This window comes from Echinicola arenosa (assembly GCF_014841125.1).
In the GTDB taxonomy this organism is placed as follows: Bacteria; Bacteroidota; Bacteroidia; order Cytophagales; family Cyclobacteriaceae; genus Echinicola; species Echinicola arenosa.
On record NZ_JACYTQ010000003.1, the window covers coordinates 319,095 to 345,540 of the forward strand.

A 26,446-nucleotide genomic window follows, 5' to 3' on the forward strand; every position below is an offset into this window, starting at 1 on the left:
TTGGCAAAGAGCTTTCACACCTAGGCTAAAAACGAAATGAATAAAATAAAATGGTATACAACAACTAGGTTTTCGTCGCGTGCGTAGCACGAACGATGAAACCAGTGTAGCACGGAACCGGAGAGGTTCCTATGGGGATTGAGTCAGGATTTTTTGAGGGAAACGAGATGTCCAATTAGATTAAAGGATTTTGAACTATTTACAAACCAATAATTTTGAGCGTAACATTTAAGCAAATCAACCCAAAAGAAGCTTATAATAGCTATCAAACGGTATTGGATAATGGCCGCAGTTTGATTAAATCCGGGAAACTTTTAGGCCAAAAAGGTAACTATGGTGTTGCCTGCTCCTTACTGATTTTAGGAGGAGAGGAACTGGTAAAGTCAGGTGTACTCTTTTTGCTCGGCCATGGAGTAGAATTAATTAAGATAAAGGAAATGGAAAAGGTATTTTTCAATCATAAAGTAAAACATGACACTGCCTTTTTTCCAGAATTGATAGGGATTTTTGAGCACTTCTTGCAAGCACAAGAAATACCGAAAAACAAAAAGAGTTCTTTTTTAGATAATTTCGGACATTTTCTAAATCAAGCATTAATGGTTTTAAGTGGCCTAAAGCAAGTTGGTGAAAATCTCGAATGGTGGGAAAATGCTGATAATTTAAAGAAGCAGGGTTTTTATGTTGATTATAAGGATGGCTTGATTAGCCCAAAGGAAATCACAAAAGCCCAATATGAAGAAACCAATGAGATCATTAAGGGGCTTTCCATTAAAATAAGGGTTTTACCCATCCTTTTTCGAGCCTGGTCTGATAATGAAAAGGATAGAGTCGTTCAAATGTTGAACCAAGGGATTGATCTTAAGGTCGAGATGTCAGCAGAAAGGAAAAAGTTGGTTAATTAAAAGTAAGTTTGGTTGATTAAGCTTATATTTTATTTGAGGAAATTCCAATAACCTATTTCAAACTTTTAACCATAAACCTTATGAACCTCAAAGGCGGCGCATTGATTATTGGGTCCTTGTTTTGGCAAGACTATAGGGATAATAAAAATGATTCAAAAGATAAGAAAAGAAAGGAGTGGCGCGATAAACATCTAGACATGACCAGTGCAAAAGATGTTGTGGTTCCTATCCGGTATGGTCGCTTTTCTTCTAAGGATGGAGGGACATATACTATGGTATTTGATAATTCGCTCAATAGAGATCAATATGGTGTGGCGAAGGCGGTCGGTTTTGAAAAAAGTGATCTAGATGTTAAAGATATCGTAAACATCGTTAAGAACCTATCTAATGTTGAAGGAGGTGATCATCCTAATTTTATCAAAGGAAGTAGTGCGTGGTGTGTATGTGGAATACTTTTTAATCCTGAGCTCTCTGATGAGGATAAGAATAGTCTAAGAGATAGGTGGGAAATAGAGATGAAAAAGAACGGTGATGGATATAAAGTTTTTATAAATAAACCAGAATTATATAGTATGACCAAATCAGGTGAGCTGGACATCCCCTGGCCGGAGGGCTTGGATGATTTGGATTTTTTGTTGGCTACTTCTACTAGACCAAGAGATGAAAAGGGCGATAATAGGATTATACCCCCTAAGGAGATTGCTGAATATATTCCTAATCGAGAGTACGTTATTCCTAATATTATGAGTGGGATACGGACTTTTCAGGATGAGGAGGTGTTAAACAGGTATCTTAAGGCTTTATCTCACGATTGGAAAAAAGATGATATTGGAGAAAAAGGCTTGATTGCTTTTGAGCATTATTACAATCTGGAAAAGTTTTATAAAAACTTACCAAATTTTAAGGAGGTTGTAGAAAATGCTGGAAATGCAGTAGTTCCGAACAATACAACAGGTTGTGATAATAATAAAACCATGTTTGCCGGTCATCAAAATCGTGTAGGCAAGAAAAGGTGTCAAGATGGGGCTGAACTATTGCTTCAAGCTCCCTTCTATGAAGCTTTAGAAAAAGCCAAATCCTTCGAGGATATTTTTGAGATTACGGAGGAGGTTAAAACTAAAGTCTTTGGACTGGGTGATTTATGGAGTTATGATACTGCTCAAAGAATTGGTCTAGCCAAATCGTATTACCCTAAAGCTGTATACTTGCAAACTGGAACCTTATTAGGGGCAAAGGAATTGGTAAAACGTGGATTAGTGGATGGGAAGGCCTTAAGGGGACAACGTAGCGTTCCCCAAACTGTTTTTTCAAAAGTATTTAGAGACTTACCATGCTATATGATAGAAAACTTGCTGTGTGTAGGACATAATCAAAAATGGTTTACGTAATTATTTCCCCATGAACAAATTTAAAGAAGCAGCACTACAGGTTTTGATAAAGCATAAATCTTCCCTTCATTATAAAGAAATAACCAAAAGGGCATTGGAACAAGGGATATTGGTCACTGAAGGCAAAACGCCTGAATCTTCCATGAATGCCCAGTTGATCACCGATATCAATTCTAAAGGTGAGACATCCGCATTTATCAAAACAGGACCTGGTACTTATGGTTTAAATCCTAACCCATCAGTTCCTGTAAAAAAGGAAGAGATGAAATCATTGGCTCCTATAAAGAAGGAAAAGGTACAAGGGGGATTTATCGGCAAGGCCGGAGAGCACTATGTAACAGCTGAGCTGCTATTCCGCGGGTATAATGCCAGTATCATGAGTGTGGACGTTGGGATGGATATCATCGCAACCAGGGACAATAAACTGTTTAGCCTTCAGGTAAAAACATCGAATCTAAATGCCCAGAACTCATATATTTTTGATATGCGTAAGGTAGCGCTTGAGCGGGGTTATGCAGGGAATGTATTTTATGTTTTCGTGATGATCCATCCAAACAGACATAAATCTGTGGTCATCCTACCAGCAAATAAAGTAGATGAGTTGGTCCATACCAATGCCATCAAAGATATCAAGTTACATGATCGCTTTAGGGTCACACTTAAAATCAGGAATGAGAGGCTCTTCATTGGGACCTTGGATAATGAGATTGGGTATTATTGGGATAATTGGGAGATTATTAAGTGATGTAGTTTTTAGTATTGTATTAATTATTTTATGAATAAACATTCGAAAAAATGTGCATTGGGATGTATAATAATTTTACAATTTCTAATAATAATCAACTGGTATTTAGACAGGAAAGGGAGGAAGTCTCCCAAAAATGCTGAAAAAGTTTAATTTTATCGTTTCTTTATTACAAAACACTTTTTGCCATGGATGATAATTTGGAAAGTAAATTTAATGACAAGGCATTTGAAATTTATGAAGCAGCAAAAAAATATTGTGGATATAATGCCACTCGCTTCTTGCAAAAAATCAGAAAAGATGGTGGGTTAAAAGCTGCCAAATCATGGCTTAATCCAAAAGCCATGAATAAACCGCCAACTAAAGGGTTTATTACTTTGGTCAATGAAGGCAGGCTGGATATATCATTGGAGGCCCTGGTACTCAGGGAGCCCTGGAGAGAACTGTTCACCTCTGAAGAATTAGCCGTTGCTAGTCAGAGATTGAGGGAATATGGTTATGAAAACACTGAACTTTTTACGCATTCAAGTGATAAAAATATTCCTGAAGAACTGACAGAAAACAGCATATATGCTGAGGGAAGTTCTAAACGTATTCTTGTAAATTCATATGAAAGAGATAGTTCAGCGCGAAAATCATGCTTAAAACATCATGGTTACTCTTGTATTGTATGTGAGTTTAATTTTGAAGATCATTATGGTAGTTATTTTAAAGATTTTATCCATGTTCATCATCTTAGACCAATTGCTAGTATTGGAAAAGAATATCAACTCGATCCTGTAAGAGATTTGATACCAGTCTGTCCTAATTGCCATGCAATTATGCATCGCAGGAACCCTCCATATACTGTGCATGAAGTTAAAAAAATGATAAAGAGTAAAAAGAAAAAAAATCAAAATCCGCCAAATAGAAAGTGAAAAACGATTTGATTGACATATTTGAAATTGAGCAATCCTGTGAATACCGAGATGAAGTCTATCGGGTAAGGGATAATGGTGCCATTTGTAGACTTCAAAAATCTGGTAAAAGAAAAAGACCTCTGGACGAAAAATGGACTTTTGGAAAGGTTGATAAACAAAAAGGGTATATGTATCATTCATCAGAAACGGTGCATAGAATTGTGGTGACCGCTTTCCATGGAGTTCAACCATCAGAATCTCACGTAATAGATCATATTGATACCAATAAGAGAAACAATAGACTAGAAAACTTGAGATGGGTAACAAGGCTTGAAAATATACTACTAAATCCTATCACCTTGTCCAGAATAATTTTCAACTATGCTATCTTTCCAATCTCAATAAGCCCCTTAACGGTAATCTTGAGTAAAATTTCTCTTGGATGAGAACTGTCACCAAAGAAGAAGCAGAGAACGCAAAAAACAATTTACTGAATTGGGCGAAGGAAGGGAAAATTTCAAAAGGTGGTCAATTAGGAGAATGGGTATATAGAAAGATAAATCCGAATAATGATTTATCAAATGTGGAAGAACTTATAATTACATCAAAAACACCCAATGCTCAACAAAAAAATTGGAAAACACCAAATGAATTCCCAAACTGCCCTGCTTCAATCAACGAAAATGGATTACTAGAATATGTGCAAGGATTAGTAAAAGGAAGTGTATTTTCTAAGAATAAATATGGAGAATCGATAGTTGACTCGGCTGAAATAAATAGTGCTACCAACGAGCTTTTTGTTTTAACGAATGGCAGCGGCATAAAACCCTATGCACTGGCAAAGGTATATATCGAAGGAAATAATTTTATTCATGAAAGTATGGGGTCATTTTTTGATTTAAATGGAGCGCAAAAGCAATTTAATCTAGCACTTGGAAGAGAATGGGATGGAGATGATTCTATTGACGATTTTTCGTGATTTTAGATTGAAGCATTTATAAAAGATTTAAAGGAAATCATCTAATTGAACACCTATTCCCTGTGCCAGTCCAAGTTTTTTTTGCGAGGGAAATACCTTTCCTTATCGGGTTACAATAAAGTTCTTCAGAAGTCAGTACCTTGGTTCCCTTGCTTGCTTACTATGCTCTTTCTTCAATCTGGAAAGTTATAATTTAATCAGTGATTTTAGGTTGCCAACCGATAAGGTTTCAAAGCTTTTGTGTAGCATTCTATGGCAATTGGAACAGACCAAAGCCAAATCTTCCAATCGTGTATCGACCCTTCCATCAAAATCAGATAAAGCTACTTTGTGATGGCATTCTATATATCCTGCCCCTAAATCACCATATTTTACCTGGAAATTAAAATCGCAAGCCTCACAATCTAAACTACCATATTTTTGAAGATGTTGCGATTTCTTTTTTAGCACAAGTTTACTGTTACGCTCCCGGTACTTGTGCAATTTATACAGCACTTTTCCTTCTTTAAAAACAAAACCCGATTCCTCTTCGTTTTCAGGAATTTTATAGAGCTTATTGCTCAGGTTTACGTCTTTGACAGCATTTCTGATAGAATTGGCAATTTTCTTTAACTCATATCGCTTTCCATCAAATTCATTGAAAACCTGTTCGTCTAACTTGCTGAAGCTTTGCATTCCCTTGCCATGATATTCGGGGTCTATCGCAAGAAAGTTACTCAATTTTAAACCAACTCCATTTGGGTTTCTGAATTTGACAGCATCAGGTTTGATATCAAAAATCGGTAAACGATTTAATAATTCCGATAACTCAATAACCGCTGGGTTTCTTCCATGAATTTGACCCGGCTCTAAAGAATAGTACAGGTCCAGGGCAAGGATAATCTCGTCACGGTGCCATTTGGGGTTTCTCATGGGGGTATTTATTTTCTGTCTAATGAGATTGTTTTTGGAACATTTCTTTTGATGCTACTCCGTCCAAATAGGTATATGGACACGGGTTGTCAAGGTATGTGTGCCGTTGACTTGACCGGCTTTCCGGTTTTGTGTTTTTTTGTAAAAAAGCCGTTTCCCTTCCGTAATGTGGGCAGGTGATGGACTGGTTAGAGGAACAGTGAATAGCCATGTTACCGATAGCTTTAAGTATAAAATCCGGGACGATAGGGTCTCAATATAATAAACCCAAATGAATAAACTGCAATTCAATTACCTCTACCGTGACAGTGGTAACTACAAACAGTATGGCTACGTAGTATTTGCCAACCCTGAAAACCTTCATCCAGAGGAAGCCACCGCTATGATCAGGGAAAAACTGATTTCGGAAGAATTCTTTGTTGCGGAGGAATGGGATGTGCCCTCCTTGAGAAAAGACCCCTACGATCCGGAAATTGACCATGGTTGGCATGAGTTTGAAGAATTCAAATGGACGAAAGAGGAGGTGACGGATAATAGGCTCATTTCAGATTTTTTGAATGGGATCAAGAAAGGAGCAGGATATAAAAAGGTGTAGATACAATCTACACCTAGGCGCTCATACTACATCCAGGCGAGGGTTCTACCATGAATTTGGCTCGGCTCTAAAGAATGGTACAGGTCCGGGGCAAGGATAATCTCGTCACGGTGCCATTTGGGATTACGCATTAATGTTATAATATTATGTTTAAAAATTCAATTGAAGATAGTAAACATAAACTTAAAAAATAATTACGACGATCCTCTTTAGTTTATTGAGCTCAAAACTTGATTCACACATACCCCCAACTCCTTTTTCACTTCAAAATCCCAAAAGCGTAGGACCGTCCATCCTTTTCTTTTGTAATGGAGGTTGATCTCACGGTCGCGCTGCATGTTCCGTTCAATCTTGGGGATCCAAAAGTTCCTGTTGGACTTGATGGCCTGTTTCCTTTCGGGCCAGTTATGACCGTGCCAGAAGGTACCGTCGATAAAGATGACCAGTTTGTATTTGATAAAAACGATATCGGGTTTGCCTGGGAGTTTTTGTTTATTGGAGCGGTGGTGTAGTCCTGCGTGCCATAGGGCTTTCTTAAGGAGTTTTTCCGGCTTGGTGTCTTTACTTCTAATCCTGGACATATTATAAGACCGCTGCTTGGTGGTATAGAAGCCGTTTTCCTCGGAGAAGCGGGGGACTTTGATCTTTTGTTCAGGGTAGGTTTTTGACATGGCTTTGTAAACTTCTTTCACAAGAAGTAAGGGTCTTATCGTATACGTAAAATTTACAAAAGTGCAGGGAGAAAACAAACGGGCTTTTTATTGAATTTTTTAAAAGCGTAATTCTTCGATTAATCAAAAAGGAGATATAGAGTGAGACGCAGTATTAGGTGGTTCTGCACCTGTGAGTCTTGGCTTAGCTCAGCTGAGCAAATAAGAATTTTATGTTGTTGGAAACAGTATCTTCCTTACTTTTTGTCCCCGAAAGTAATCGGGACGGGCTTAGACACAAAAAGTAACAAAAAAGTCAAGCCAGAAATAAAGCTTCTGCCAGCAAGTCCTACGCTGGCCCGCATTTCTGGCTGCCTCCCGCGCTTACTTATATTATTATCGGAAGGAGTATACGTTTTTAACAGGGGAAGTATACCTGTTCACCTAGAGGTGAGTTATCCGAGCTGGAAAGAAAGGTTTACAGTATATTTACCTCGTATCCTGGACATATTATAAGACCGCTGCTTGGTGGTATAGAAGCCGTTTTCCTCGGAGAAGCGGGGGACTTTGATCTTTTGTTCAGGGTAGGTTTTTGACATGGCTTTGTAAACTTCTTGCACAAGAAGTAAGGGTCTTATCGTATACGTAAAGTTTACAAAAGTGCAGGGAGAAAACAAATGGACGCTTTTATGAATACTTTAAAGGGCATTGGAAGATAGTAGTTGAGTCGGAGACTCAAGTTTAGGTGGTACTGCACCAGTGCGCCGTGGCGTAGCTCAGCTGCTAGGACAACGGGGATCGCAATGACAGTTGTGGGGGGATTCCCCCTTCAGGGGGGCAGGGGGTGAGGGAAAGGTGGAGGTGAGAAGATGGGAAGAGGAAGAGTGAGCAGTGAAAGATAGTAGTTGAGTCCGAGACTCAAGTTTAGGTGGTCCTGCACCAGTGCGCCGTGGCGTAGCTCAGCTGTCAGGACAACAGGTCGCAATGACGTTTGTGGGTGGATTCCCCCTTCAGGGGGGCAGGGGGTGAGGGAAGAAAAGTGCTTTAGAGGGATTAGAGAGGAGACATAGAGGGAACATCAAGGAGACGTCGTGGGAACATCTAGGGAACGTTCAAATTTTATCTCTGTTTATCTCATGTGTTGTAAATAGCTGATTAGTAATGGTTGGGAATGTTTAAACTCTTTTCATGAAATTCACTAACTTTGTATTATGAAGGAAAGGAAAGACGATATCACTAGACAGATAGAAAACTTCAAACGCAAGATGAAGTCACAAATGCCTAAAATAAGGAAGGAAATTAAGGTATATGAAAATAACGTGGCCATGGGGATCCAAAACAAACATCCTCAAATAGCTCCTCAATTTAAATAATTCATGCCTCAATTTTTTGTCCTAGATGCTGAGATAGAGAAAAGATTCAGAGAGGGATATGCCAATTTAAACAAGCATTTCGAATTTTTTGACAACCTACATTTGTTTAACAGTTCATTTTATAATAGGACTCCTCAATACTGTGTTTCGTTTCAAAAGGGAAAAACAATTAAAAAAGACCATCTGCCTCATTTCTTTAAAAATGTAATTCCTGCATTATATTCAGCAATTCAGGAAATTGATGAATAGTCGCGCTTTAAAGGGTAGTGAAAGTACGAAGGGCGTGGAGTTCACAGAGGATGTAATGGGTTGTAATTCTCAGGGCAGGATTATGGGTTTGATCGGAGTCTGGAGACCTGTCTGCTGCCAGGCAGGCTCCTACTATTATTAAGTTCCAAGTCACCGCTGTGCTAAAGACTTGGAACAACTGAATGGATGTAAGTGGCTGAGTCGGAGACTCAAGTTTATGAGGTCCTGCACCTGTGCGCCGTGGCGTAACTCAGTTAGCATGACAACGGGGTCAGTCTTTTAACATTAAGCTTGTCCCTCCTATGGGGGTGTTTTATTTGTTTTGGGGATTATTTAGTTTTTATCAAACATTTTAAGTTTTTTATCCGGTTTGTTTGCCATTAATAATGGGTTTTGAACAGTCTTTCTATGATCTGTGTTATATCATTTAATGGAATGTAGTTGTAGTTAGTCTCTATTTTTATAATATTGTAAATGTTATGAGTAAGGATAAGTTAAGATATATCAGCACCCGTTTGGTAGAAAGGAAATCATCAAAGGCCTTTAAGGAAGGGGCCAAAAAAGCCATGGAGATCAATGGATATGTGATGGTCGCCGAGAAGGGTTGGGTAGTCAAAAAATATGAAGATGGGCATATAGAAAAAGTAAAGGAAATCAGCCATGGAAGTGATAACCAAAAACTGATTCTGGACTGATGACCAAACGCATGCGAATATTTGCTGGCCCCAACGGTTCAGGAAAAAGTTCCATCATAAAAGCCATTAGAAATACCGAAGTTCAAAGTGGTAAAACGCTGGACTTCGGTATTTATATAAATGCAGACGATATTGCTCAAGACCTTTACAACAGTGGACTTGATTTTTCGACTTATAAAATAATATATGATCAGCAGGAGTTTGAGGAAGTTGCTCATAATTCTGGATTGATCAGAAGAGAATTTCAACTACCAAGACTGCTGCAATGCATAAAAGTATCCAATAACCGTTTAAAGGTCATTCGAAAAATTTCAGATGAAAAGAGTGACAATCCTTATGAAAGAATTGCTCAAATACTGGCTGATTTTTTAAGAAAGAAATTATTAAAAGAAGGAGTGAAATTTTCCTTCGAAACGGTTTTTTCTCATCCGAGCAAAGTAGCAATCATCAAACAGGCCAAGGAAGCAGGTTATAAGGTTTACCTTTATTTTGTTTCCACAGAAGATCCAACAATAAATGTTCATAGGGTAAAGAAGGTCAGAGTTCCCCAGGATGGACACGATGTTCCAGGGGATAGGATTATTGACAGGTATTACCGCTCAATGGATTTGTTATACGAGGCAGCCCAACATTGTTACCAGGCTTATTTTTTTGATAACTCAAAAGAAGGAGAACGGCATAATCTATTTGCACATTTCAAGCTGAATGGAAGTGGAAAGAAGGTTTGGAATGATATCAAAAATGAAGAAGTGCCGGAATGGTTCAAGCATTATTATTCGGGGAAAATTGGTTGAATTATTAAAATCGTCGCTCCTAGGAAAAGTATATCTCTTCTTGCTTTTACTCGAGGAAATCACAATTCTAGTTAAGACGAACAAATTATAATCTTGGGAGCTGGTAGTATTAAAGAGGTGATATCGTGGGAGTGTCTAGTGGATGTCCGAATTTTATTTGGTGGTTTTGGAGGGGAAAGGGTAGTCTAATCGGTTAATTGTCGAACCTGTCTTACGGTAGCCAGGCTGGGGAACTGAGAATTGTGAGGGTGCGGAGTTCGGTAAGGGAGTAAAGCGTATTTACTATTGGAGAGGAGGATTGCGCTGGAAGATGACTGAAAATAGCTGAGTCGGAGACTCAAGTTTAGGAGGCCCTGCACCTGTGCGCCGTGGCGTAACTCAGTTAGCAGGACAAGGGGGGGAAATCCAACTTGGTAAAGAATACTTCTTCACCCTACTGTCCTGGAGTTTGGGTACGATATATAAACATTTCCTTTCATTTAAATCAGTTCCTTTTCTTCTAGGGACTTTTCTAGTCTGGCCTGATTTTCCCAGAACCGGTCCTCGATCTTTTGCATGACCTCATCAAATGCTGGATGATCTCTCAAAGGGGTTACCAGTGGGTCGATTTTCATAAATACAAGTATCCAGTATTGAAAATTATCCTGCATGGCAAACTTATTTAAATGTTCTATGGCCAGGTCTATTTTTCCCTCATTAGCAAATTTCATGGCCAGGCTTGCATTTTTGTAGATAGACTGGTCATTTTCACAATATTCGGTATAAGCCTGATAATAATGCTTCGATTGTTCTTTGAAGCCCTTCTTTTCATAGACCTTACCAATCCTTAAATCATCCTGAGGATAAATATCCAGTCCATTTGCTTCTTTGGCAGATACGAATTTATGGAAGAAATAAAAAGCACTGTCATAGTCTTCCTCGTAAAAGTAGAAATTGGCCACTTCCTGCAAGATGTCTAATCGTGTGGTATCCCTTTTCCATAGCTGTTTTAACGATTGTTTGGTCCGTTCAATATTAGGTTCCTTGGCATACATGATCAATGCCTTTACATAAGGTGCAAAATGGTTTTCCGGAAAGAGGTCAAGGGATTTATTGATATAGGTAATCGCCTCATCAACAAAACCATTCTGGATAAAGGCGTTGCTAAGGTTTAAGTAGAGATAGCTCAGGGTAACAGCATCATTGGCTGCCACATCAAGCTGCACCCCTTTCAAGGCGTACTCCAGGTATTTACCCGAGTTGGGAATGATTCTAAAATAGAAATCGGCAAGCATCTGAATTGCAAAAGATGAATTAGGGTTATACTCCAGGGCCTTTTCAAGGTGCGGCAGGGCTAGACTGTACTCCTTTGTTTGTAGGTAATAAAAAGACTTGGCGATGAGACTCTCTGCAGATTTTGAATCATAAAGCAAGGCCTTATCTGCATAACTATTAATCTTTTCGGTGTACTGTTTCTCCAATTGGGATATTTCAAGAAGATAGTATGATATGGCGATGTTGGCATAAGCCAGCGCGAACTCAGGGTCTAATTCTATCGCTTTTTTCAATAACCCAATGGCTTGTTGAAGCCCATCATGGGTTCTTGAATGAAGCGGGCCAAGTGCCCGAAGATAATAATCATAGGCCAGCAGGTTTTCAGTAGGTTTTTTCTCTATAAGATCAAGTTCCGAAGGGGTTACAATGACTTCTATGGAGCTGACTATTTTACGAGCCACTTCATTCTGCAATTCAAAAACATCGACAACTTCCCGGTTATACTGCTCTGCCCAGAGATGCCGATCGGTTGAGGCTTCAATCAGCTGGATGTGGAGTAGTATTTGGTCTCCGATCTTCTGACCACTGCCTTCCACAAAATAACTGACCTGGAGTTCTTCAGCTATTTCGGGAATGGTCATATCTGTGTTTCTGTATTTTTCCACCGAAGATCTGCTGATTACCCTCAGGTCCTTGATTTTTTGAAGATTGTTCAGTGTTGACTCCATAAGCCCATTCACAAAATACTGGTTCGATGAATCACTGCTCTCATTTTTGAATGGCAACACGGCTATGGATTTATCATTTGAAATTACAGCAGAATTTGATCCCAATTTTCCATTGAATATTTCAAAGGAGTAGGCAAGGATCGCTATTAGGAGTACGGTTGTAACTATTAAGGACCATTTTACAATCGGATTTCTCTTTGAGACGCTAGCATCCGAGCGCTCAATAGCACCAAGTTGATCATTGGAAACAGCATACACTTCTATGGGCTTGGTAACGTTTTTCAGTTTATGAATGCCCATGGACACCGCTAGAAGGTCATCTTGATTTTTAACTTCATCATACACCTTGTCGGAGATATAAATACTTCCAGTCTTGGCAAGTGATTCGATCCGGGAAGCAACATTTACTCCATCCCCGATGATCTCTTCATCTGATACAATGATATCACCTGAATGTATTCCAATTCGAATGGGGATTGTAGGCTCCTCCCTAAAAGCAAGTTGCATTTCAATGCCACACCGCACAGCATCGATAGCACTTGAGAATGTACTTAATGTGCCATCACCATAATACTGCAGAATGCGCCCGTTATATTTTTTGGTTGTAGCATCAAAAACTTTTCTATGCCGATCTCGATAGGCAACACCTTTCTTTTCATCCGTTTGCATAAGGGCAGTATACCCCTCAATATCAGTGAACATAATCGCCACTAACTGTCGATGTCTGGCCGATGTGGCTGCTGAACTTTTATCAAGCTTTCCTCTTCTACCTACCTCACCAGGCGGATAACCATAATATTCTCTGAAGCATTTGATAAAGTAGGAAGTACTTCCAAAGCCAACGTTGAAGGAGACTTCCGAAACAGTCAGGGAAGTCTGTCCAAGTATCTCCATACTTTTTTCTAACCGAACCTGACGAATGAACTGACTCGCTGAAAGCTTAGTTTGTTGCTTGATCTTTCTGAGTAGGTTAGAACGACTCGTATGCATGGCTTCTGCCAGGTCAGAGACACCGAATTCTTCATTGGAGACGTTCTCAAGGATGATGGATTCCGCCTGATCCACAAAATTTTCGGTGTTGGAAGGAGTGTCTGACATATCTTTTAGGTAGTTCAAAAATAATAAAATTTATAGCAATCCAACAATATTAGGATTTTCCATAGTACGATGAAGAATTGGGTTATTTGCTTCATAGTTTATATCCCTGCTCCATAGTTTTTATGACTTCCGAAAACTTTATGGATTTGGCTTCATAGCTCATAGGTCTCACTTTCATTCTTCCCTGATCTTTGTAAAAATCAATTAATCACAAAAAAACAAGATTATGAAAACGTTAAAAAACAGCTCCTTAGCAGTACTCTTGAGCCTAGTGCTGGCGGTATTATTATCCTCTTGCGGTAATAACAATGGCCACGAGAAAAATAAATCAGGAATGGAAAAGCCTGAAATGAATATTCACTCCGCAGTACTAAATGGAAACCTGGAAATAGTTAGACAGCATATAAAGGCAGGCACCAACATCGATGAAATAGAACCCATGAGTGGGTCAACACCTTTAATCTCAGCTGCTACATTCGGAAAAACAGCTATTGCTCAAGCACTGATAGCAGCTGGTGCAGACTTAACCATCTCAAATAAAGAGGGCACCACACCGCTTCATGCTGCAGCCTTCTTTTGCCGGGTTGAGATTGTACAGTTACTGGTTGATGTCAATGCTGATAGGACACTTAAAAATAATTTCGGAGCCACTCCCAGGGAAACCGTTATGGGGCCATTTTCTGAGATCAAACCCATCTATGAAATGATACAGCAACAGCTAGCACCATTAGGCATGCAACTGGATATGGAACAGCTCGAAAAGACCCGTCCTGTAATAGCGATGATGCTACAGTAACAAATCGCCAAAACAACTAATCTGATGATAACTGAAAGAAGAAACGATATTGACTGGCTGCGCGTAATTGCGATAGGATTGCTGCTAATCTACCATGTCGCCATCATTTTCCAGCCATGGGCCATGTTTGTAGGATTTATCAGGAGTGATGAATTGATGGAAGGCCTCTGGAAGCCCATGACTATGCTGAATGTCTGGCGGATTCCTTTCCTGTTTTATGTTTCAGGTATGGGTGTTTATTTTGCCATACGCAAACGAAACTGGGTGCAACTGTTGACAGAGCGTTCTAAGCGAATTCTTATTCCCTTCGTATTTGGCATAGTAGCTATAGCTCCATTGCATTTTGCGGTTTTTCAGGAATACTACAATCTGCCTTTAGGCTATTATGCACATCCGGCGCATTTGTGGTTCCTGGGAAATATATTCGCCTATGTGCTGATACTTCTGCCACTCTTTTACTACCTGAAGAAAATAGAGGGTGGCAGGTTTATGAAGGGTTTATCGACCTTCATGAGCAACCCACTCGGCCCTCTGTCCGTATCGGTCTTTTTTATCCTCGAAACTGTGATTGTAAGGCCACAGGTCTTTGAAATGTATGCTCAGACCTGGCATGGTTTCTTCCTTGGATTCCTGGCTTTCTTTTTCGGATTTCTTTTTGTGTATGCTGGCAAGACTTTCTGGCAGACTGTTTTGAAATGGAGGTGGCTTTATCTGGGAATGGCGGTGACATTATATGGCATCCGGTTGGTGGTTTTCGAACTTAAGTCACCCGGTTATTTCATGGCATTCGAATCTCATTGCTGGATCCTTTCGGTTTTCGGATTCGGCTACAAATACCTGAACAAGCCAAGTAACATTTTAAGCTATCTAAGCCAGGCAGCATACCCGGTGTATATCATTCATATGTTTGTATTGTATTCCGGGGCTGTTATCATTCTTCCATTAGGTATACCGGTAATGCTAAAATACATATCTATCACCGTGTTCACGACTATAGGGAGCTGTTTGATTTATGAATTCATCATTAGGAGGATAGGTTTTCTAAGGCCTTTGTTCGGGTTAAAATGGACCTTTAACAAATTTCAAGACGCAAAAAATGCTGTGGAAACCGTGGGGTCCATAAGAAAAAAATAGGCTCTTAGATTACCATTCAAGCTTCGATTAAACTTCAAAAGTCTCCGTTTTTAAAAATTACTAATATGAAAAATCTATCTATAATTCTATTGCTGTTCTGCGCACTTAATGCTTTTGCTCAAACTAATTCACCATCGGGTAAAGAAAATGGAGTAACCACGTAAGTGGCGTGTAAGTATACCTTATTTTATTATTACCTACCCTCTTGGGGGAGGGTGGAACGATCGTACAAGTACCCAAATGGTCGAGCTTCATATAAAACATAACCTGGTTTAATGGGGGATTTGTTGAATTGTCGAATCTGGGGATTGGGGAATTGGGAGAGGAGTTCGGTAAGAGGGTAAAGTGTGTTGTCAGTTGAAGATGAGATTGCTTCTCTTGGTCAACCGGAAGAAGCCTGCCTAACGCAGTTTCAGTAAGGAGCAAAGCGAATTGTCTATTGGGGATGAGGATTGCGCTGGAAGATGGCTGAAAATAGCTGAGTCGGAGACTCAGGTTTAGGTGGTCCTGCAACTCAGTTAGCAGGACAACGGGGTGCGGAGTTCGGTAAGGGAGTAAAGCGTATTTACTATTGAAGAGGAGGTTTACGTTGGAAGATGGATGAAAGTAGCTGAGTCGGAGACTCAAGTTTATGAGGTCCTGCACCTGTGCGCCGTGGCGTAGCACAGCTGACAGGACAACAGGGGGGTATATACGTTGTGCCCCGGCTAGATGAAGAATGTTTCTTTACTAAGTTATCCTGGGAATTTGAAATTCCCTTCTGAGTTAATTGATGCTAGATGAAGGATAAAGATATTAAGGTGTAGAGTGCACCAGCACCCAGGGAGGGTATTGACATAGCCTATTATATTTACTCCATTGTTTGCCATAGTAACAGGATCCAGCTTTGGAAATAGAAAGAAACAACCTATTACAGTTCCTTACTTTTTGTCTTAGACACAAAAAGTAACAAAAAAGTCAAGCCAGAAATAAAGCTTCTGCCCGCAAGCCCTCCGCTGGCCCGCATTTCTGGCGGCCTCCCGCGCTTACTTAATATTATTCTCGGAAGGAGTATATATTTTTTACAGGGGAAGTATACCTGTTCACCTAGAGGTGAGTTATCCGAGCTGGAAAGAAAGGTTTGCAGTATAAAATCATCATGCTATTACGAGCGCTATGCAGTAGGGCGTGGTGGCTGATGCAAATCCGGGCCAGCGTTTGGGCCTGTGGGCGGAAGGTTATTTGCATCTTGATCTTTCCTGCCTACCTTTAGGCTAGGTTGTTTCGTTTTTGGATCAAGCCAAAAATGAACAATACCAAAACAGAAGAGTTGCTTCACTGACTGGTTAATAGAGAAGAAAGTCCCAGCTTGGCTACCCTGACTGGGTGAAGAATGCCTCTTCACCCTAGTATCTTGGGAATTTGTAATTCCCGTTATGGCGAACGAATTATTATCTTGTTAGGGGAGTAAACAGGAGACGTTTAGGAAAGTCCGAATTTAATTTGGCGGTTTTTGGAGGAGGAGAAGTGGCTGCCCTGCAAGCTGGCTACTCGCTTAACAGAAAGTGTCTCAAATCCGTCTCATTGCGTCCAGTACAGTAGCTGGGAGAAGCCTGCCTAACGGAGTTTCAATAAGGAGCAAAGCGAATTGTCTATTGGGGATGAGGATTGCGCTGGAAGATGGCTGAAAATAGCTGAGTCGGAGACTCAGTTTTAGTTGGTCCTGCACCTGTGCGCCGTGGCGTAACTCAGTTAGCAGGACAACGGGGACAACAGGGAGACTAAGGTTAATACTTTCGGTGTCACTATGCGTATTTTTGTTATATATTTTGATGTTATGTATTAACAAAGTATAAAAAGGTGTAGATGCAATCTCAATTAGGGAGGGAGGCTAAAAGGGGGCAACCGTAAATAATTATTAAATAAAGTAAAAGGAGAGAGGGAATGGTTTTTCTTGGTGTCATTTTTATAACAGATGCCAAAAACCATACATTTCGTTATATACAATCCCCCATATATTAAAAACATTTACTTTCGGGGCTAACGATTGAAAGCTTATTGGTGCTTAGAAATAGTTTTATGGAATTGTAATTTTAAAAGGTAATTAATTGTATTTTTCAAGACGTTAGTCAGAATTTGAATTATAAGCCGAAATTGAAGAAAATATGAGCAAACACATTGATGCAAGTCCTGAAGCAGGAAAAGAATTTTATCAAAACTTCCACGACAAAGGAAAGGTAGTGATGTTGAACTTACTGAAGTTTAAAGCAACGGCTGACTATAAAAATTTGGAAGAATTAAAACCTACTAAAAATATCAGTGGAGAAGAAGCCTATCAATTGTATATGGACAGCACTCTACCCGAATTAGAGAAAGCAGGAAGCCGAATTATTTATTTTGGAAAGAGCCAAAACTTTCTGATTGGACCCGATTCGGAAAAATGGGATGCGGTTTTGTTGGTAGAACACGAGTCTGTTTTGAAGTTTATGGAATTTGCCCAAAACCCAGACTATTTAAAAAAAGCGGGGCACAGAACAGCAGCGTTGGAAGATTCTAGATTGTTACCAACGAGTGAAATAAAAAGCTACACCTAACTTCCGAGCAAAGTTCAAGCATGGCTAGTAGAAAACTGGCAGGATAGTGTTTTGCCATTTTCCCTATCTGTCCGGAGTGGACATTCAATTGTTGTAACGATCAACTTTTTGACCTATATTAAATAATTAAGTATTCAACATTTAAGGCTCACACAAGATATATAGCAAAAGAACCTGCAGGGTATGCTTTATGTCCAAAACACTACTAGTAACTAATGATAAAAGTAAGACTAGAAATAATAATACTGTTATTGCTGACATTTGGATTTATTAGCTGTTCTGACCAAGAAAATCATAGCATAATTATAAATGGAAAAATAGAAGGCGAAATTCCCGAGAAAATTGAATTCACCACCCCAATTAACGGAAAATGGTATTATGGGAATAAAAAAAGTATTCAACCAGATTCAACCGGTGAATTTAGAATAGAATTGGAAAGTGGAAAACCTTCATTTGTAACATTGTACCTTGTTGGAAAAGCAAATGGTCTTTTGCTAACAGAGCCTGGAAAATCTTATAATGTAAAATTTGACTTGAATGCTAAGAGTAAAAAGTTCATAGTTACATCACAGGACAGTTTGGCCCAGAATTATTATAACACTTTGCCAACACCAGACTTTTATATGATTGCATTGAATCAATTATACAGGGATTCAATACCTTCAGAGGTGTCATCCAAAATAAGTTCATATAAAGAGAAAGAGATTTCAAAATTCAACGAATTATTGGAGCAAGGAAGTATTTCAAAACAATACCATGCCTTAGCTGTACACGATAGGAATGTATATTTTGATGCGCTAGAGACTGGAGCGGCTTCAATTCTTTTGCGGAAATACCTTGACAATGGAAACCCCAAAAAAATTGATGAATTCAAAAAGTACTGGGATAAAAAAATTGATGTAACAAAATTGAACCAAACAGACAATGTGAGGTCCCCTTGGTTTTATGCTTTGGTTTATAATACCATCTGGTACAACTACTTTTCATCCAAAATGCCGGGGGATGATGAGATGACGGAAATGTATGAAACAGCCAAAAGATTGCGGTTTAACATTGATGAAGTCAAAAAATACCTTAGCGGAGAATCCCTTGAGTATTATTTAGCCTCGTTTATTTTTTTGGAAAGTTGGCAGACAAAAGATAATTCTAAAGAAATAATTAAAATATACGATAACTTCAAAAAAGCATATCCCGAAAATCCATATAACGAATATATAGCTGATGCAGTAATACCAATAATCGATTTCCATAATAAAATAGAAAAAGGATCAAGAAACGATAAAATACAAATAGTTGATAATCAAGAGCAAATCGATACGTTTGATGAGCTGATAGAAAAATTTCGTGGTAAAAAAGTATTCGTGGATATCTGGGGCACTTGGTGTGGACCTTGCAAAAAAGAATTTGAACATAAGGACAAATATGCTGAGTTGCTCGAATCAAAGGAAATTAAGACTCTTTATATATGTGAAGGAAATAACAGTAGAGAGAAAATATGGAATGAGATGATTAACTTTTATGAATTAGAAGGATATCATATTCTGGCTAATGAAAAACTTGTATCCAATATCTTTGAAAAATTCGGTAATCAGGGATCCTTCACCTACCCAAGGTATTTACTAATTGATGAAATCGGAAAAGTAGTAAACCCTCATGCTAGTTATCCGTCAAAAACTGATCAACTGGAAAGGGAAATCAACCAAAGTTATGTCTGGTAGTCATTGGGAGACTGGATTATAGATTGTATCTAGATGCCGTTGATGAAGTGCTTGGCATAATAAGAAAGCATCAGTTTTTACTCCTTACTATTCAAAGTTAACAAATATGATAGTAGTAATCCGTAAATGGCTTTGTTAAAGGTTATTTGGTATTTGAATATTCCCGAAAGCTTCGAAATTAGGAGATTTTCCACAGTGGACTGACTAGGTGAAAAATTCTTCCTCCTATTTTTCCCGGGAAATTGTATTTTTCGATATACAGAACAACTTATAATCTGTGGATATAGGATAGATAAGACTTAGTGGAAACGTCCCAAATTTATTTGATGAGTATTATAGAGGGAAAAGGGTAAGGACTTGGGATGGTTTGGTGTATTTGTGTCATTGGAAGCACCACCTGTTTAACGAGGGTGCCTGTAAGTTGGCTAGCCGCTAATTCCTAAAGCTATCGGAGCTCCTAACTGATTTGTTTACGCTCAGCCCCTCCAATATGGGGTGTTTAATTTTTTAATATACTAATAAAAGAAGAACCATTATGCCAAGCGATTATATGTACAATGGGGGATAATCTTCGCACTTGCTCTAAAATGCAATATATCCAATAAAAAAAGTATAGACCTTCAGTACCTAAAATATACATGCCAATATTCATTACACCCTATCCAAAAGGAGCTTATTATAATACAACCTTATGAAATGATGGCCGTATTGTTTAGTTAAATAATCATATGACCCAAATGAGGATATTAATCTTGTTACTATGCCTTTCATCAATTTCCACTTTTTCAAGTTGTGTGCAAGATGATAAAGAAAATGTGCAGAAATTAGTCGAAATGACCATTTATACGGAAACTGAATTCGGCGGTTATCTATTTTTATCAGATCTTTATCGGGAAGATTTATTGTTTTCAGAGAGTGATAACCAAAATAAAAAGTTACTTACCAACGGCGGTTTTGTCTACGATAACCTAGCTTACCGAAAGGGTTTTGAATATAAAATAGAGGCTGTAAAAACACTCTGAAAAATTAAAAATAGATAAACCAAAAATAAAAACTGAATGAAAAATAGAAAAGTCAATTTTGGAGGAACAATGAATTTATCCATTATAAGTTTTATTACTCTCATTTTTATTTTGAGCTGTTTTTATTCCTGTACGCCAGTTCAATACGGATTTGATGCAAGGGAATACAGTAAATTTTCAACATTTGATAATTTAGGTCTTTCTAAAGAAGATTTCATAAAACAATATGGGCCTCCAACCAATAAAGGTTTGTTTCAAGAAACATCGGCCACAAAAGTTGAAAAGTTATACTACACTGAGAAAATTAAAGACTTTTTAGTTACCACAAGATTTATTTTTGTAAACAATAGCCTAGAGCAAATGGAAAGGGTGGAAACAATTAATAATTTTACTGAAATCCGAGGACAAGTAGAAGGGACACGATAAGGTAGGGCTCCTACCATGTAATACCTGGTTTACCCCTGACAGGATGAAGGATGTCCCTTTATCATCATAATTTAGTGTTTAGGAAGGAAAAAAGAGTAGAGGCAGGCCTGAAAACTAGCAATTCGACTAAAAGAGGGACGTATCAAAAATCCATATTATTGCAACTATAGTTATGTGTCCAAAGGACTTATTCCTTACTACAAGAAAGCCGGAAAACTCTACTTTATCAAAGACGAAATCACCGAGTGGATTACTTCCAAACCAGAAGCATCTAAGTTAAAAGGAGTAAGGTATCACCAAAATGGCCGTCTCATGGACAGGGGATTCAAGAAAATTTAAAAATATTTTTTGACACCATTTTGTGTGCAAATACATAGGCCAATTACTATTTCCAATCGTAAGAGGTTATAAATAAAATTTTCTCAAACCAATTTTATGATCATTTGGAGAAATATTTTTGGGAGGAAAGTTAGTTTTAATGGAACCGTCAGGTGGAGCTGGCATCACATGGATCGAACTCTTTTTTGGAAGAAATGGAAATGTTAGAGAAGTTGATGGCTTTGGGTAAGTTGGGAGACGAGTCACTATAGTTTCTCATATGTGGCTCGATGTTCCAAAATAGCAAATAAATCTATGAGAGTCATCATATATCAGTTTTGCTATATGATGTATTTGGTGCATCAAAATATTCCTATTCTTTGCTGTCTGGATTAATCTTTTCTTGAATTTGTTTTTGACCATTTGGTCCGGTATTATTCGAATGTGAAGTGAATTAAATATCCACGAGATTGTTGAATATTAACCGCTACATCTCATTTGAAGAGAGCCTTTTCTGTATGGATTAATATTTTTTAAGTACAGTCCTATATTTTTAGCCACATTTAGCTAAAACAATTGTTTCGAAATTTTAGACCTGTTAAAAATCTCTAGTCTTATGTTTTATTATTGAGATAACAATATTGCTTTTTATTCAATAAAATATGAAGATTATTCCTGGGGTCACCAATTTTGGTGACCCCAGAATGCTGTATGCGAGATATTTTTGTTCTAAAGGAATTAGCAAACCGCTTTAAGTAAGGTGAAAAGAACCAAAGGGACTTTATCTAATTTCTTAGTCAGTGAAAGCTGATAAGCTTTCAGCTAGACAATAATCCATAGTTCTTTTATAATCTGCAATCAACCAGCGATTGCAGAGCATCGGTTGGTCCAAAGTGAAAGACACTCTGATGACCAGATGTGCCAACATACAGGGCATTGATTATTCTATATATCCTTTCAAAAAATGTTTGATAAAATGAACTTTAATGAAATTTACTTCGACAAATCTCTTTTAGGGAAGTGCTCTATGACGGCCCTCATCTTTGTTTTGCTTTTACTTTCTTATCCAATCAATGGACAGCAAGTTCAATCGGATGAGGCCAAGGTGGATTATTTGCAGCGAATTTATTTTTCTGGTGAAAATAAAGAAGGAATAGTCAAAAATATTTTGATTACGATCCAAGAACTCAAAGGAATGACTTTTACCCCTGCTTTGGAAAAGCAGTATATCTTTTTAAATGAAATAGAGGGTCAAGTAGCAAAGGCAAATGATGCTTGTGAAGCTTTGGATTTACTTGCTGTGGGTATATATAATATTGATCCTACTGAAGCGGCCAGTCAGGGAGTCATATTGCCTAGTGAAGAGGCAAAAGTAAAATCTTCTGATGCCATGGCCAATTTCAATAAGATAAACACCAATGCAAAGGATATCAGTCGCGTAGCTAATTCCGCCAATATGAATTCAATTGCTGGGACAAGTAGTACGGTGGGTGATGCCGCTAAAATGGCTGGTGAAGCAGGTGAAATAGGAAAGGAATTGGCCGATCTTGGTAAGTCAATAGGTATACTAAAGAAAAAGGATAAGCCATGTAAAAATGTGACCCAAAAGGATATCCCAATTGGTGTTCATTTAGTTTCAGGAAATTTAGTCAATTCAGGGGCTGTCTCACAGAGTGTAGAAACACTTACCACTGTCATTACCATTTCAAATATGGATTTCTCCTCTTTTAATGTGATGGTAGATACTTTGTCCAGTAATCCTAACATAAAATCTTTGGATAAAAAATTCAATGAGGATTCATCATCGATTACAGTAGTGCATATAGGAAGTACGGATGATTTGGCCGATTGGGTCCATGAAAAATTCAAGGATAAGGTAAAGCTGGTGGCGTTTGAAACGGGATTAATAAGTCTGGTTAGTGAAATCGAATGACAATTAATTTCGCTCAGCTATTTTGTTAATCATTTGTAGGAAAATTATTCCCTAAATAATTTAAAACCTGTATTATGGAAACTTCATATCGTATATTTTTACTTCTAATTCTTTTTACATTAGGCTCTTGTAAGAATGAAGATGAAGAACCTCAGGAAAGTTATACTCTTTCTGTTATGGCATCTCCAAAAGAAGCAGGTGAGGTAAACGTTTCTCCAGACAGGTTAAGTTATGTTGAAGGCCAAAGTGTATCATTATCAGCTGTACCTAATGAAAACTGGATTTTTGAAAAATGGGAAGGAGATGTTGACGACAGTTCTTCTCCTTTGTCCATCATAATGAATTCTGACAAGAATATTACCGCTGTATTTATCAAAAAGGATTATCCTCTGACTATCAATATTGTAGGAGAAGGAACGGTAAATGAAGTCATAGTACACAATCCAGGAGGAAGGGGATATCCCCATGGAACGACCGTGGAACTTACGCCAGAACCTAGTGAGGGATGGGAATTTGATTCATGGGATGGTGACCTAAGTGGTAATGAGGTTCCTCAACAGATTACAGTAGATGGGGAGAAAAATGTTACGGTGAGGTTTAAAGAGGTGAATTTCATGCCTGCCATTCCTGCCAAAAATATATTTGGGCAGCCTTATGTCGTCCCTTCCTGTAGATTAATAGAGGCATATAATGAAGGGTCAGACTCTAAAACTGTATTTGAGTACTACGATAATGGAATGATTAAACGGTGGATTGAAATTGATGGCGGAGTTGGAGTGGATACATTGACAGTTGAATATAGAGCTGATGGATTAATACATATCATACAGGAATATTTTAATACAATGACTATGGGCTACAATTCCGAGGGCAGGTTAGAGAGGGTATTTTTGGAGCATAATGCTTCTGGGTATAAAGACACAACGGATATCACCTATGTGGGTGACAGAACAGTTAGGATTGTACAGAAGCAATTTGGCTACTTCATAGGGAATTACGTTCATGAATTTGATGATAACTACAATCTTATCAGATCGGTTTTGAATGATCCCTCCAACGGTCAGACCGCTTATGAACGTATTTCAGCTTTTTATACGGACATCCAAAATATCTGGCTTTCCTTTGGTGATTTAAGGTTTCATTTTTTATTGGCCGGGGACTATTTTGGGGAAGGTACATATCCTGTTGTAGCAAGTGCGAATTTAATAAAAAGCACTATTTATATCAATCATTACGAAAATCTTCCAGAAAGAGAATATGCTGTATTTGATGTACTCTCTGTAAATGATCATGGGTTTCCTACAAAGATCTTAAATGTATATTCAGAAGAAGAAGAAGAAGTGACAATACTGAAGTATGAATGTGATCAAGGGAATTAAGTTAAGTTATAGCGCCAATTTCCATCAAGTTTTGTAAAAAGAATATTGTTATGCTATTCCTTACTAAATGTATATCAAAATCACATAAAATCTGATTATATGATATGAAGCAAATAACCATAAATCCTTTGCTCAGGTGGTAGAAAGCCTGTCTAACTGCCAGGTAGAACTGAAGATCGCAGCAGTTGATACTTTAATCAAAAGGATTTTTTTATTCGCGTTTATCCTTTGCTGGTAAAATTACATATATGCGTAATACAAAAAAATGTCTTATATCATTAAAGCTTTTAAGTCATGAATACTAAGGACAAACTATTATCAATAATTATTATGGTGGTTTTTATTCTATCATTCTCCTGTAGTTCTGATGATCCATCTCCCAAACCAATTTCAAACGAAGATCCTGTTGGCCCTATCAGTGGAGAGGATTTTAAAAGTGTTCCCATCCCGACCTATGATTTAGTTATTGAGGCTTACGAGAACATTTCTAATACATCTCCTAATCTTTTAGAAGAAGAAAGTGATCAACTTAGTATAGCTCTTTTTGAAGAAATAAAGAAATTGTCAAATAAGGCAAGCACAAATAATGACAGGCTTTTATATGAATCTTTGTCAGACAAACTGACTGAGGAAGAGTGGAAGTTGGTATTAACTAATCCATATAAAAGTTTTTTGGCTTTTCTCACTTTAAAACCATCTTTTGATGATTCAGGAAGCAGCTTTTCTTGTGACCCGAACCTCAGCTTAAAAGATACAAAAGTGGACGCCATAAGGCATGCATATTGGAATGCATTAATGACACAAAAGATTTCTGATATGACCTTTATTGAAGAACTGACCAATGCCCATGAAAGTAATTCTGATTCTGAAGATGCTAAGTTGATGGATTTACATAACAATAAAATAGGTAGAGAGCTCGCACTACAATACCCGACTGCAACTGCCGATGAACTATTGACAATTCTGCTACAGTATGATTTTTTGTTTGTTGGTATAGGGCAAACTATCCCTGAAACCTATCAGGGTTTAGTGTATATAGAAGGTAAAAAAATATTTGATATCAAGATGAAAGGCTCTTTGTCAAACCCTGATTCTGGAGGGCCTTGGGATATTGAGTTTGATATTTATGAATGCGGAAATACTATAAGAGGAAACTTCACAATTATTCGCGGGGCAGAAAGACAAGATAGAAGATTTTCAGGTACCATGGTGGATGGTTTAATGCAATTAGAAGTATCGAATCCTCTGGTTTTCGAAAATCCTAGGGGATTGTACGCTTGTACTGGTATGAGAATGAATTTGACTGGAAATGAGAAGTCATTAGAAGGAAGGTGGACATCATCAAATTGCTATCGCGGTGGAACTGTATTGTTGTCAAATGAAAATTAATCGTAGGGCTTCATAACAATGAACTACTGACATTTTAAAAAGGACTTTGATCTAGAATTTTTCCTTATATATGTTGTATAGAGAGAATGGTATTCAACTTTTGGTTGATCCCAAAATTGTAAATGGAGAATATAGTTTCGTAGGACAAAACTAAAGATGAGTCCTTTCACCTGTATATTTTGAATATCCTGAAAAATGTTTCATTAGTTTATCTTCTTATAATTTCCGTTTTACTTGCATCTTGTGGTTTAGGAGAAGAAAAGCCTAAAGTAAGTTATTTCCTTACTATCAAAGTGTCTACTCATGAATGTGGAATTGTTATTATTTCTCCCGACTTAGAATATTATTCAGATGGACAAAGGGTAAATCTTTCAGCGCTCCCCATCCCAATTGGGTTTTTGAAAATTGGGATGGGGGAGCAAAAGGGAATTCTTTAAGCCAGGACCTAATTTTGAATGAGGATAAAGTAGTCACGGCGAGCTTTGTTAAAAGAGATT

The 26,446-nt window shown here is 38.0% G+C and carries 24 protein-coding genes; 20 read left to right on the top strand and 4 right to left on the bottom strand.

Going from position 1 to position 26,446, the window contains the following annotated elements; all coding sequences use genetic code 11:
* Positions 1-215 precede the first annotated feature (215 nt).
* The 6 genes from IFO69_RS10570 (at position 216) to IFO69_RS10595 (ending at position 4,913) form a co-directional block, all read left to right on the top strand.
* Positions 216-902: an AbiV family abortive infection protein gene (locus IFO69_RS10570; protein WP_192010075.1), complete on the top strand. Its 687-nt coding sequence runs from the start codon at positions 216-218 to the stop codon at positions 900-902.
* Between the two features lie 80 nt (positions 903-982).
* Entirely contained in the window at positions 983-2,290 is a 1,308-nt protein-coding gene (locus IFO69_RS10575) for a hypothetical protein (protein WP_192010076.1), read from the top strand.
* A 10-nt stretch (positions 2,291-2,300) separates the two neighbouring features.
* Positions 2,301-3,035, top strand: coding sequence for a winged helix-turn-helix domain-containing protein (locus IFO69_RS10580; RefSeq protein WP_192010077.1), 735 nt, complete (start codon positions 2,301-2,303; stop codon positions 3,033-3,035).
* Between the two features lie 188 nt (positions 3,036-3,223).
* Positions 3,224-3,952, top strand: a complete 729-nt coding sequence (locus IFO69_RS10585; RefSeq protein ID WP_192010078.1) for an HNH endonuclease — start codon at positions 3,224-3,226, stop codon at positions 3,950-3,952.
* A complete protein-coding gene (locus IFO69_RS21800) occupies positions 3,949-4,380 on the top strand; it encodes an HNH endonuclease signature motif containing protein (RefSeq protein ID WP_317173450.1) in 432 nt (143 codons plus the stop codon). Before IFO69_RS10585 ends, IFO69_RS21800 begins: the two co-directional genes overlap by 4 nt.
* Entirely contained in the window at positions 4,377-4,913 is a 537-nt protein-coding gene (locus tag IFO69_RS10595; protein WP_192010079.1) for a hypothetical protein, read from the top strand. Before IFO69_RS21800 ends, IFO69_RS10595 begins: the two co-directional genes overlap by 4 nt.
* Positions 4,914-5,099: 186 nt before the next feature.
* On the opposite strand, the gene IFO69_RS10600 is transcribed toward IFO69_RS10595, so the two are convergent.
* Positions 5,100-5,825, bottom strand: a complete 726-nt coding sequence (locus IFO69_RS10600; protein WP_192010080.1) for an HNH endonuclease — start codon at positions 5,823-5,825, stop codon at positions 5,100-5,102.
* A gap of 271 nt (positions 5,826-6,096) precedes the next feature.
* Here IFO69_RS10600 and IFO69_RS10605 point away from each other — a divergent pair, with 271 nt between their 5' ends.
* Positions 6,097-6,420, top strand: a complete 324-nt coding sequence (locus IFO69_RS10605; protein WP_192010081.1) for a hypothetical protein — start codon at positions 6,097-6,099, stop codon at positions 6,418-6,420.
* 209 nt (positions 6,421-6,629) lie between these two features.
* Here the strand turns inward: IFO69_RS10605 and IFO69_RS10610 are convergent, their stop codons facing one another.
* Positions 6,630-7,112 carry a very short patch repair endonuclease gene (locus IFO69_RS10610; protein WP_317173451.1) on the bottom strand — a complete coding sequence of 161 codons (483 nt, stop codon included), beginning with the start codon at positions 7,110-7,112 and terminating at the stop codon, positions 6,630-6,632.
* Between the two features lie 413 nt (positions 7,113-7,525).
* Positions 7,526-7,669 (bottom strand): very short patch repair endonuclease, encoded by a 144-nt coding sequence (locus IFO69_RS10615; RefSeq protein ID WP_225444093.1) that lies wholly within the window; start codon positions 7,667-7,669, stop codon positions 7,526-7,528.
* 612 nt (positions 7,670-8,281) lie between these two features.
* Here IFO69_RS10615 and IFO69_RS10620 point away from each other — a divergent pair.
* The 3 genes from IFO69_RS10620 to IFO69_RS10630 all read left to right on the top strand — a co-directional run bounded on the left by IFO69_RS10620 (position 8,282) and on the right by IFO69_RS10630 (position 10,181).
* Positions 8,282-8,443, top strand: a complete 162-nt coding sequence (locus tag IFO69_RS10620) for a hypothetical protein (protein WP_192010082.1) — start codon at positions 8,282-8,284, stop codon at positions 8,441-8,443.
* A gap of 728 nt (positions 8,444-9,171) precedes the next feature.
* Positions 9,172-9,387 (top strand): hypothetical protein, encoded by a 216-nt coding sequence (locus IFO69_RS10625; RefSeq protein WP_192010083.1) that lies wholly within the window; start codon positions 9,172-9,174, stop codon positions 9,385-9,387.
* Complete coding sequence (locus IFO69_RS10630; protein WP_192010084.1) at positions 9,387-10,181, top strand: zeta toxin family protein; 795 nt, start codon at positions 9,387-9,389, stop codon at positions 10,179-10,181. The genes IFO69_RS10625 and IFO69_RS10630 overlap by 1 nt, the downstream gene beginning before the upstream one ends.
* A 479-nt stretch (positions 10,182-10,660) precedes the next feature.
* Here the strand turns inward: IFO69_RS10630 and IFO69_RS10635 are convergent, their stop codons facing one another.
* Positions 10,661-13,279 (bottom strand): helix-turn-helix domain-containing protein, encoded by a 2,619-nt coding sequence (locus tag IFO69_RS10635; RefSeq protein WP_192010085.1) that lies wholly within the window; start codon positions 13,277-13,279, stop codon positions 10,661-10,663.
* A 208-nt stretch (positions 13,280-13,487) separates the two neighbouring features.
* Between IFO69_RS10635 and IFO69_RS10640 the strand changes: the two genes are divergently transcribed.
* The 10 genes from IFO69_RS10640 to IFO69_RS10685 all read left to right on the top strand — a co-directional run bounded on the left by IFO69_RS10640 (position 13,488) and on the right by IFO69_RS10685 (position 25,949).
* Positions 13,488-14,057, top strand: coding sequence for an ankyrin repeat domain-containing protein (locus IFO69_RS10640; RefSeq protein ID WP_192010086.1), 570 nt, complete (start codon positions 13,488-13,490; stop codon positions 14,055-14,057).
* Positions 14,058-14,081: 24 nt separating this feature from the next.
* Positions 14,082-15,191: an acyltransferase family protein gene (locus IFO69_RS10645; RefSeq protein WP_192010087.1), complete on the top strand. Its 1,110-nt coding sequence runs from the start codon at positions 14,082-14,084 to the stop codon at positions 15,189-15,191.
* 2,144 nt (positions 15,192-17,335) lie between these two features.
* Positions 17,336-17,764, top strand: a complete 429-nt coding sequence (locus tag IFO69_RS10650) for a DUF1330 domain-containing protein (RefSeq protein ID WP_192010088.1) — start codon at positions 17,336-17,338, stop codon at positions 17,762-17,764.
* Between the two features lie 215 nt (positions 17,765-17,979).
* Positions 17,980-19,482 (top strand): TlpA family protein disulfide reductase, encoded by a 1,503-nt coding sequence (locus IFO69_RS10655; protein WP_192010089.1) that lies wholly within the window; start codon positions 17,980-17,982, stop codon positions 19,480-19,482.
* Between the two features lie 815 nt (positions 19,483-20,297).
* Positions 20,298-20,504, top strand: a complete 207-nt coding sequence (locus IFO69_RS10660) for a hypothetical protein (RefSeq protein ID WP_192010090.1) — start codon at positions 20,298-20,300, stop codon at positions 20,502-20,504.
* A gap of 36 nt (positions 20,505-20,540) precedes the next feature.
* On the top strand, positions 20,541-20,930 hold the full coding sequence (locus IFO69_RS10665; protein ID WP_192010091.1) for a hypothetical protein: 390 nt from the start codon (positions 20,541-20,543) through the stop codon (positions 20,928-20,930).
* A 174-nt stretch (positions 20,931-21,104) separates the two neighbouring features.
* Positions 21,105-21,269, top strand: a complete 165-nt coding sequence (locus IFO69_RS10670) for a hypothetical protein (RefSeq protein ID WP_192010092.1) — start codon at positions 21,105-21,107, stop codon at positions 21,267-21,269.
* A 955-nt stretch (positions 21,270-22,224) separates the two neighbouring features.
* Positions 22,225-23,181, top strand: coding sequence for a hypothetical protein (locus IFO69_RS10675; protein ID WP_192010093.1), 957 nt, complete (start codon positions 22,225-22,227; stop codon positions 23,179-23,181).
* 74 nt (positions 23,182-23,255) lie between these two features.
* Complete coding sequence (locus IFO69_RS10680) at positions 23,256-24,560, top strand: InlB B-repeat-containing protein (protein ID WP_192010094.1); 1,305 nt, start codon at positions 23,256-23,258, stop codon at positions 24,558-24,560.
* Positions 24,561-24,854: 294 nt separating this feature from the next.
* Positions 24,855-25,949, top strand: coding sequence for a DUF6973 domain-containing protein (locus tag IFO69_RS10685; protein ID WP_192010095.1), 1,095 nt, complete (start codon positions 24,855-24,857; stop codon positions 25,947-25,949).
* Positions 25,950-26,446 lie beyond the last annotated feature (497 nt).

Coding starts and splice junctions, on each gene's coding strand:
- IFO69_RS10585 (WP_192010078.1), top strand. CDS start 3,224: ATGGATGATAATTTGGAAAGTAAATTTAATGACAAGGCATTTGAAATT.
- IFO69_RS10675 (WP_192010093.1), top strand. CDS start 22,225: ATGAACTTTAATGAAATTTACTTCGACAAATCTCTTTTAGGGAAGTGC.
- IFO69_RS10650 (WP_192010088.1), top strand. CDS start 17,336: ATGAGCAAACACATTGATGCAAGTCCTGAAGCAGGAAAAGAATTTTAT.
- IFO69_RS10615 (WP_225444093.1), bottom strand. CDS start 7,669: ATGTCAAAAACCTACCCTGAACAAAAGATCAAAGTCCCCCGCTTCTCC.
- IFO69_RS10625 (WP_192010083.1), top strand. CDS start 9,172: ATGAGTAAGGATAAGTTAAGATATATCAGCACCCGTTTGGTAGAAAGG.
- IFO69_RS10645 (WP_192010087.1), top strand. CDS start 14,082: ATGATAACTGAAAGAAGAAACGATATTGACTGGCTGCGCGTAATTGCG.
- IFO69_RS10620 (WP_192010082.1), top strand. CDS start 8,282: ATGAAGGAAAGGAAAGACGATATCACTAGACAGATAGAAAACTTCAAA.
- IFO69_RS10630 (WP_192010084.1), top strand. CDS start 9,387: ATGACCAAACGCATGCGAATATTTGCTGGCCCCAACGGTTCAGGAAAA.
- IFO69_RS10595 (WP_192010079.1), top strand. CDS start 4,377: ATGAGAACTGTCACCAAAGAAGAAGCAGAGAACGCAAAAAACAATTTA.
- IFO69_RS10640 (WP_192010086.1), top strand. CDS start 13,488: ATGAAAACGTTAAAAAACAGCTCCTTAGCAGTACTCTTGAGCCTAGTG.
- IFO69_RS10605 (WP_192010081.1), top strand. CDS start 6,097: ATGAATAAACTGCAATTCAATTACCTCTACCGTGACAGTGGTAACTAC.
- IFO69_RS10665 (WP_192010091.1), top strand. CDS start 20,541: ATGAAAAATAGAAAAGTCAATTTTGGAGGAACAATGAATTTATCCATT.
- IFO69_RS10575 (WP_192010076.1), top strand. CDS start 983: ATGAACCTCAAAGGCGGCGCATTGATTATTGGGTCCTTGTTTTGGCAA.
- IFO69_RS10600 (WP_192010080.1), bottom strand. CDS start 5,825: ATGAGAAACCCCAAATGGCACCGTGACGAGATTATCCTTGCCCTGGAC.
- IFO69_RS10655 (WP_192010089.1), top strand. CDS start 17,980: ATGATAAAAGTAAGACTAGAAATAATAATACTGTTATTGCTGACATTT.
- IFO69_RS10580 (WP_192010077.1), top strand. CDS start 2,301: ATGAACAAATTTAAAGAAGCAGCACTACAGGTTTTGATAAAGCATAAA.
- IFO69_RS10685 (WP_192010095.1), top strand. CDS start 24,855: ATGAATACTAAGGACAAACTATTATCAATAATTATTATGGTGGTTTTT.
- IFO69_RS10680 (WP_192010094.1), top strand. CDS start 23,256: ATGGAAACTTCATATCGTATATTTTTACTTCTAATTCTTTTTACATTA.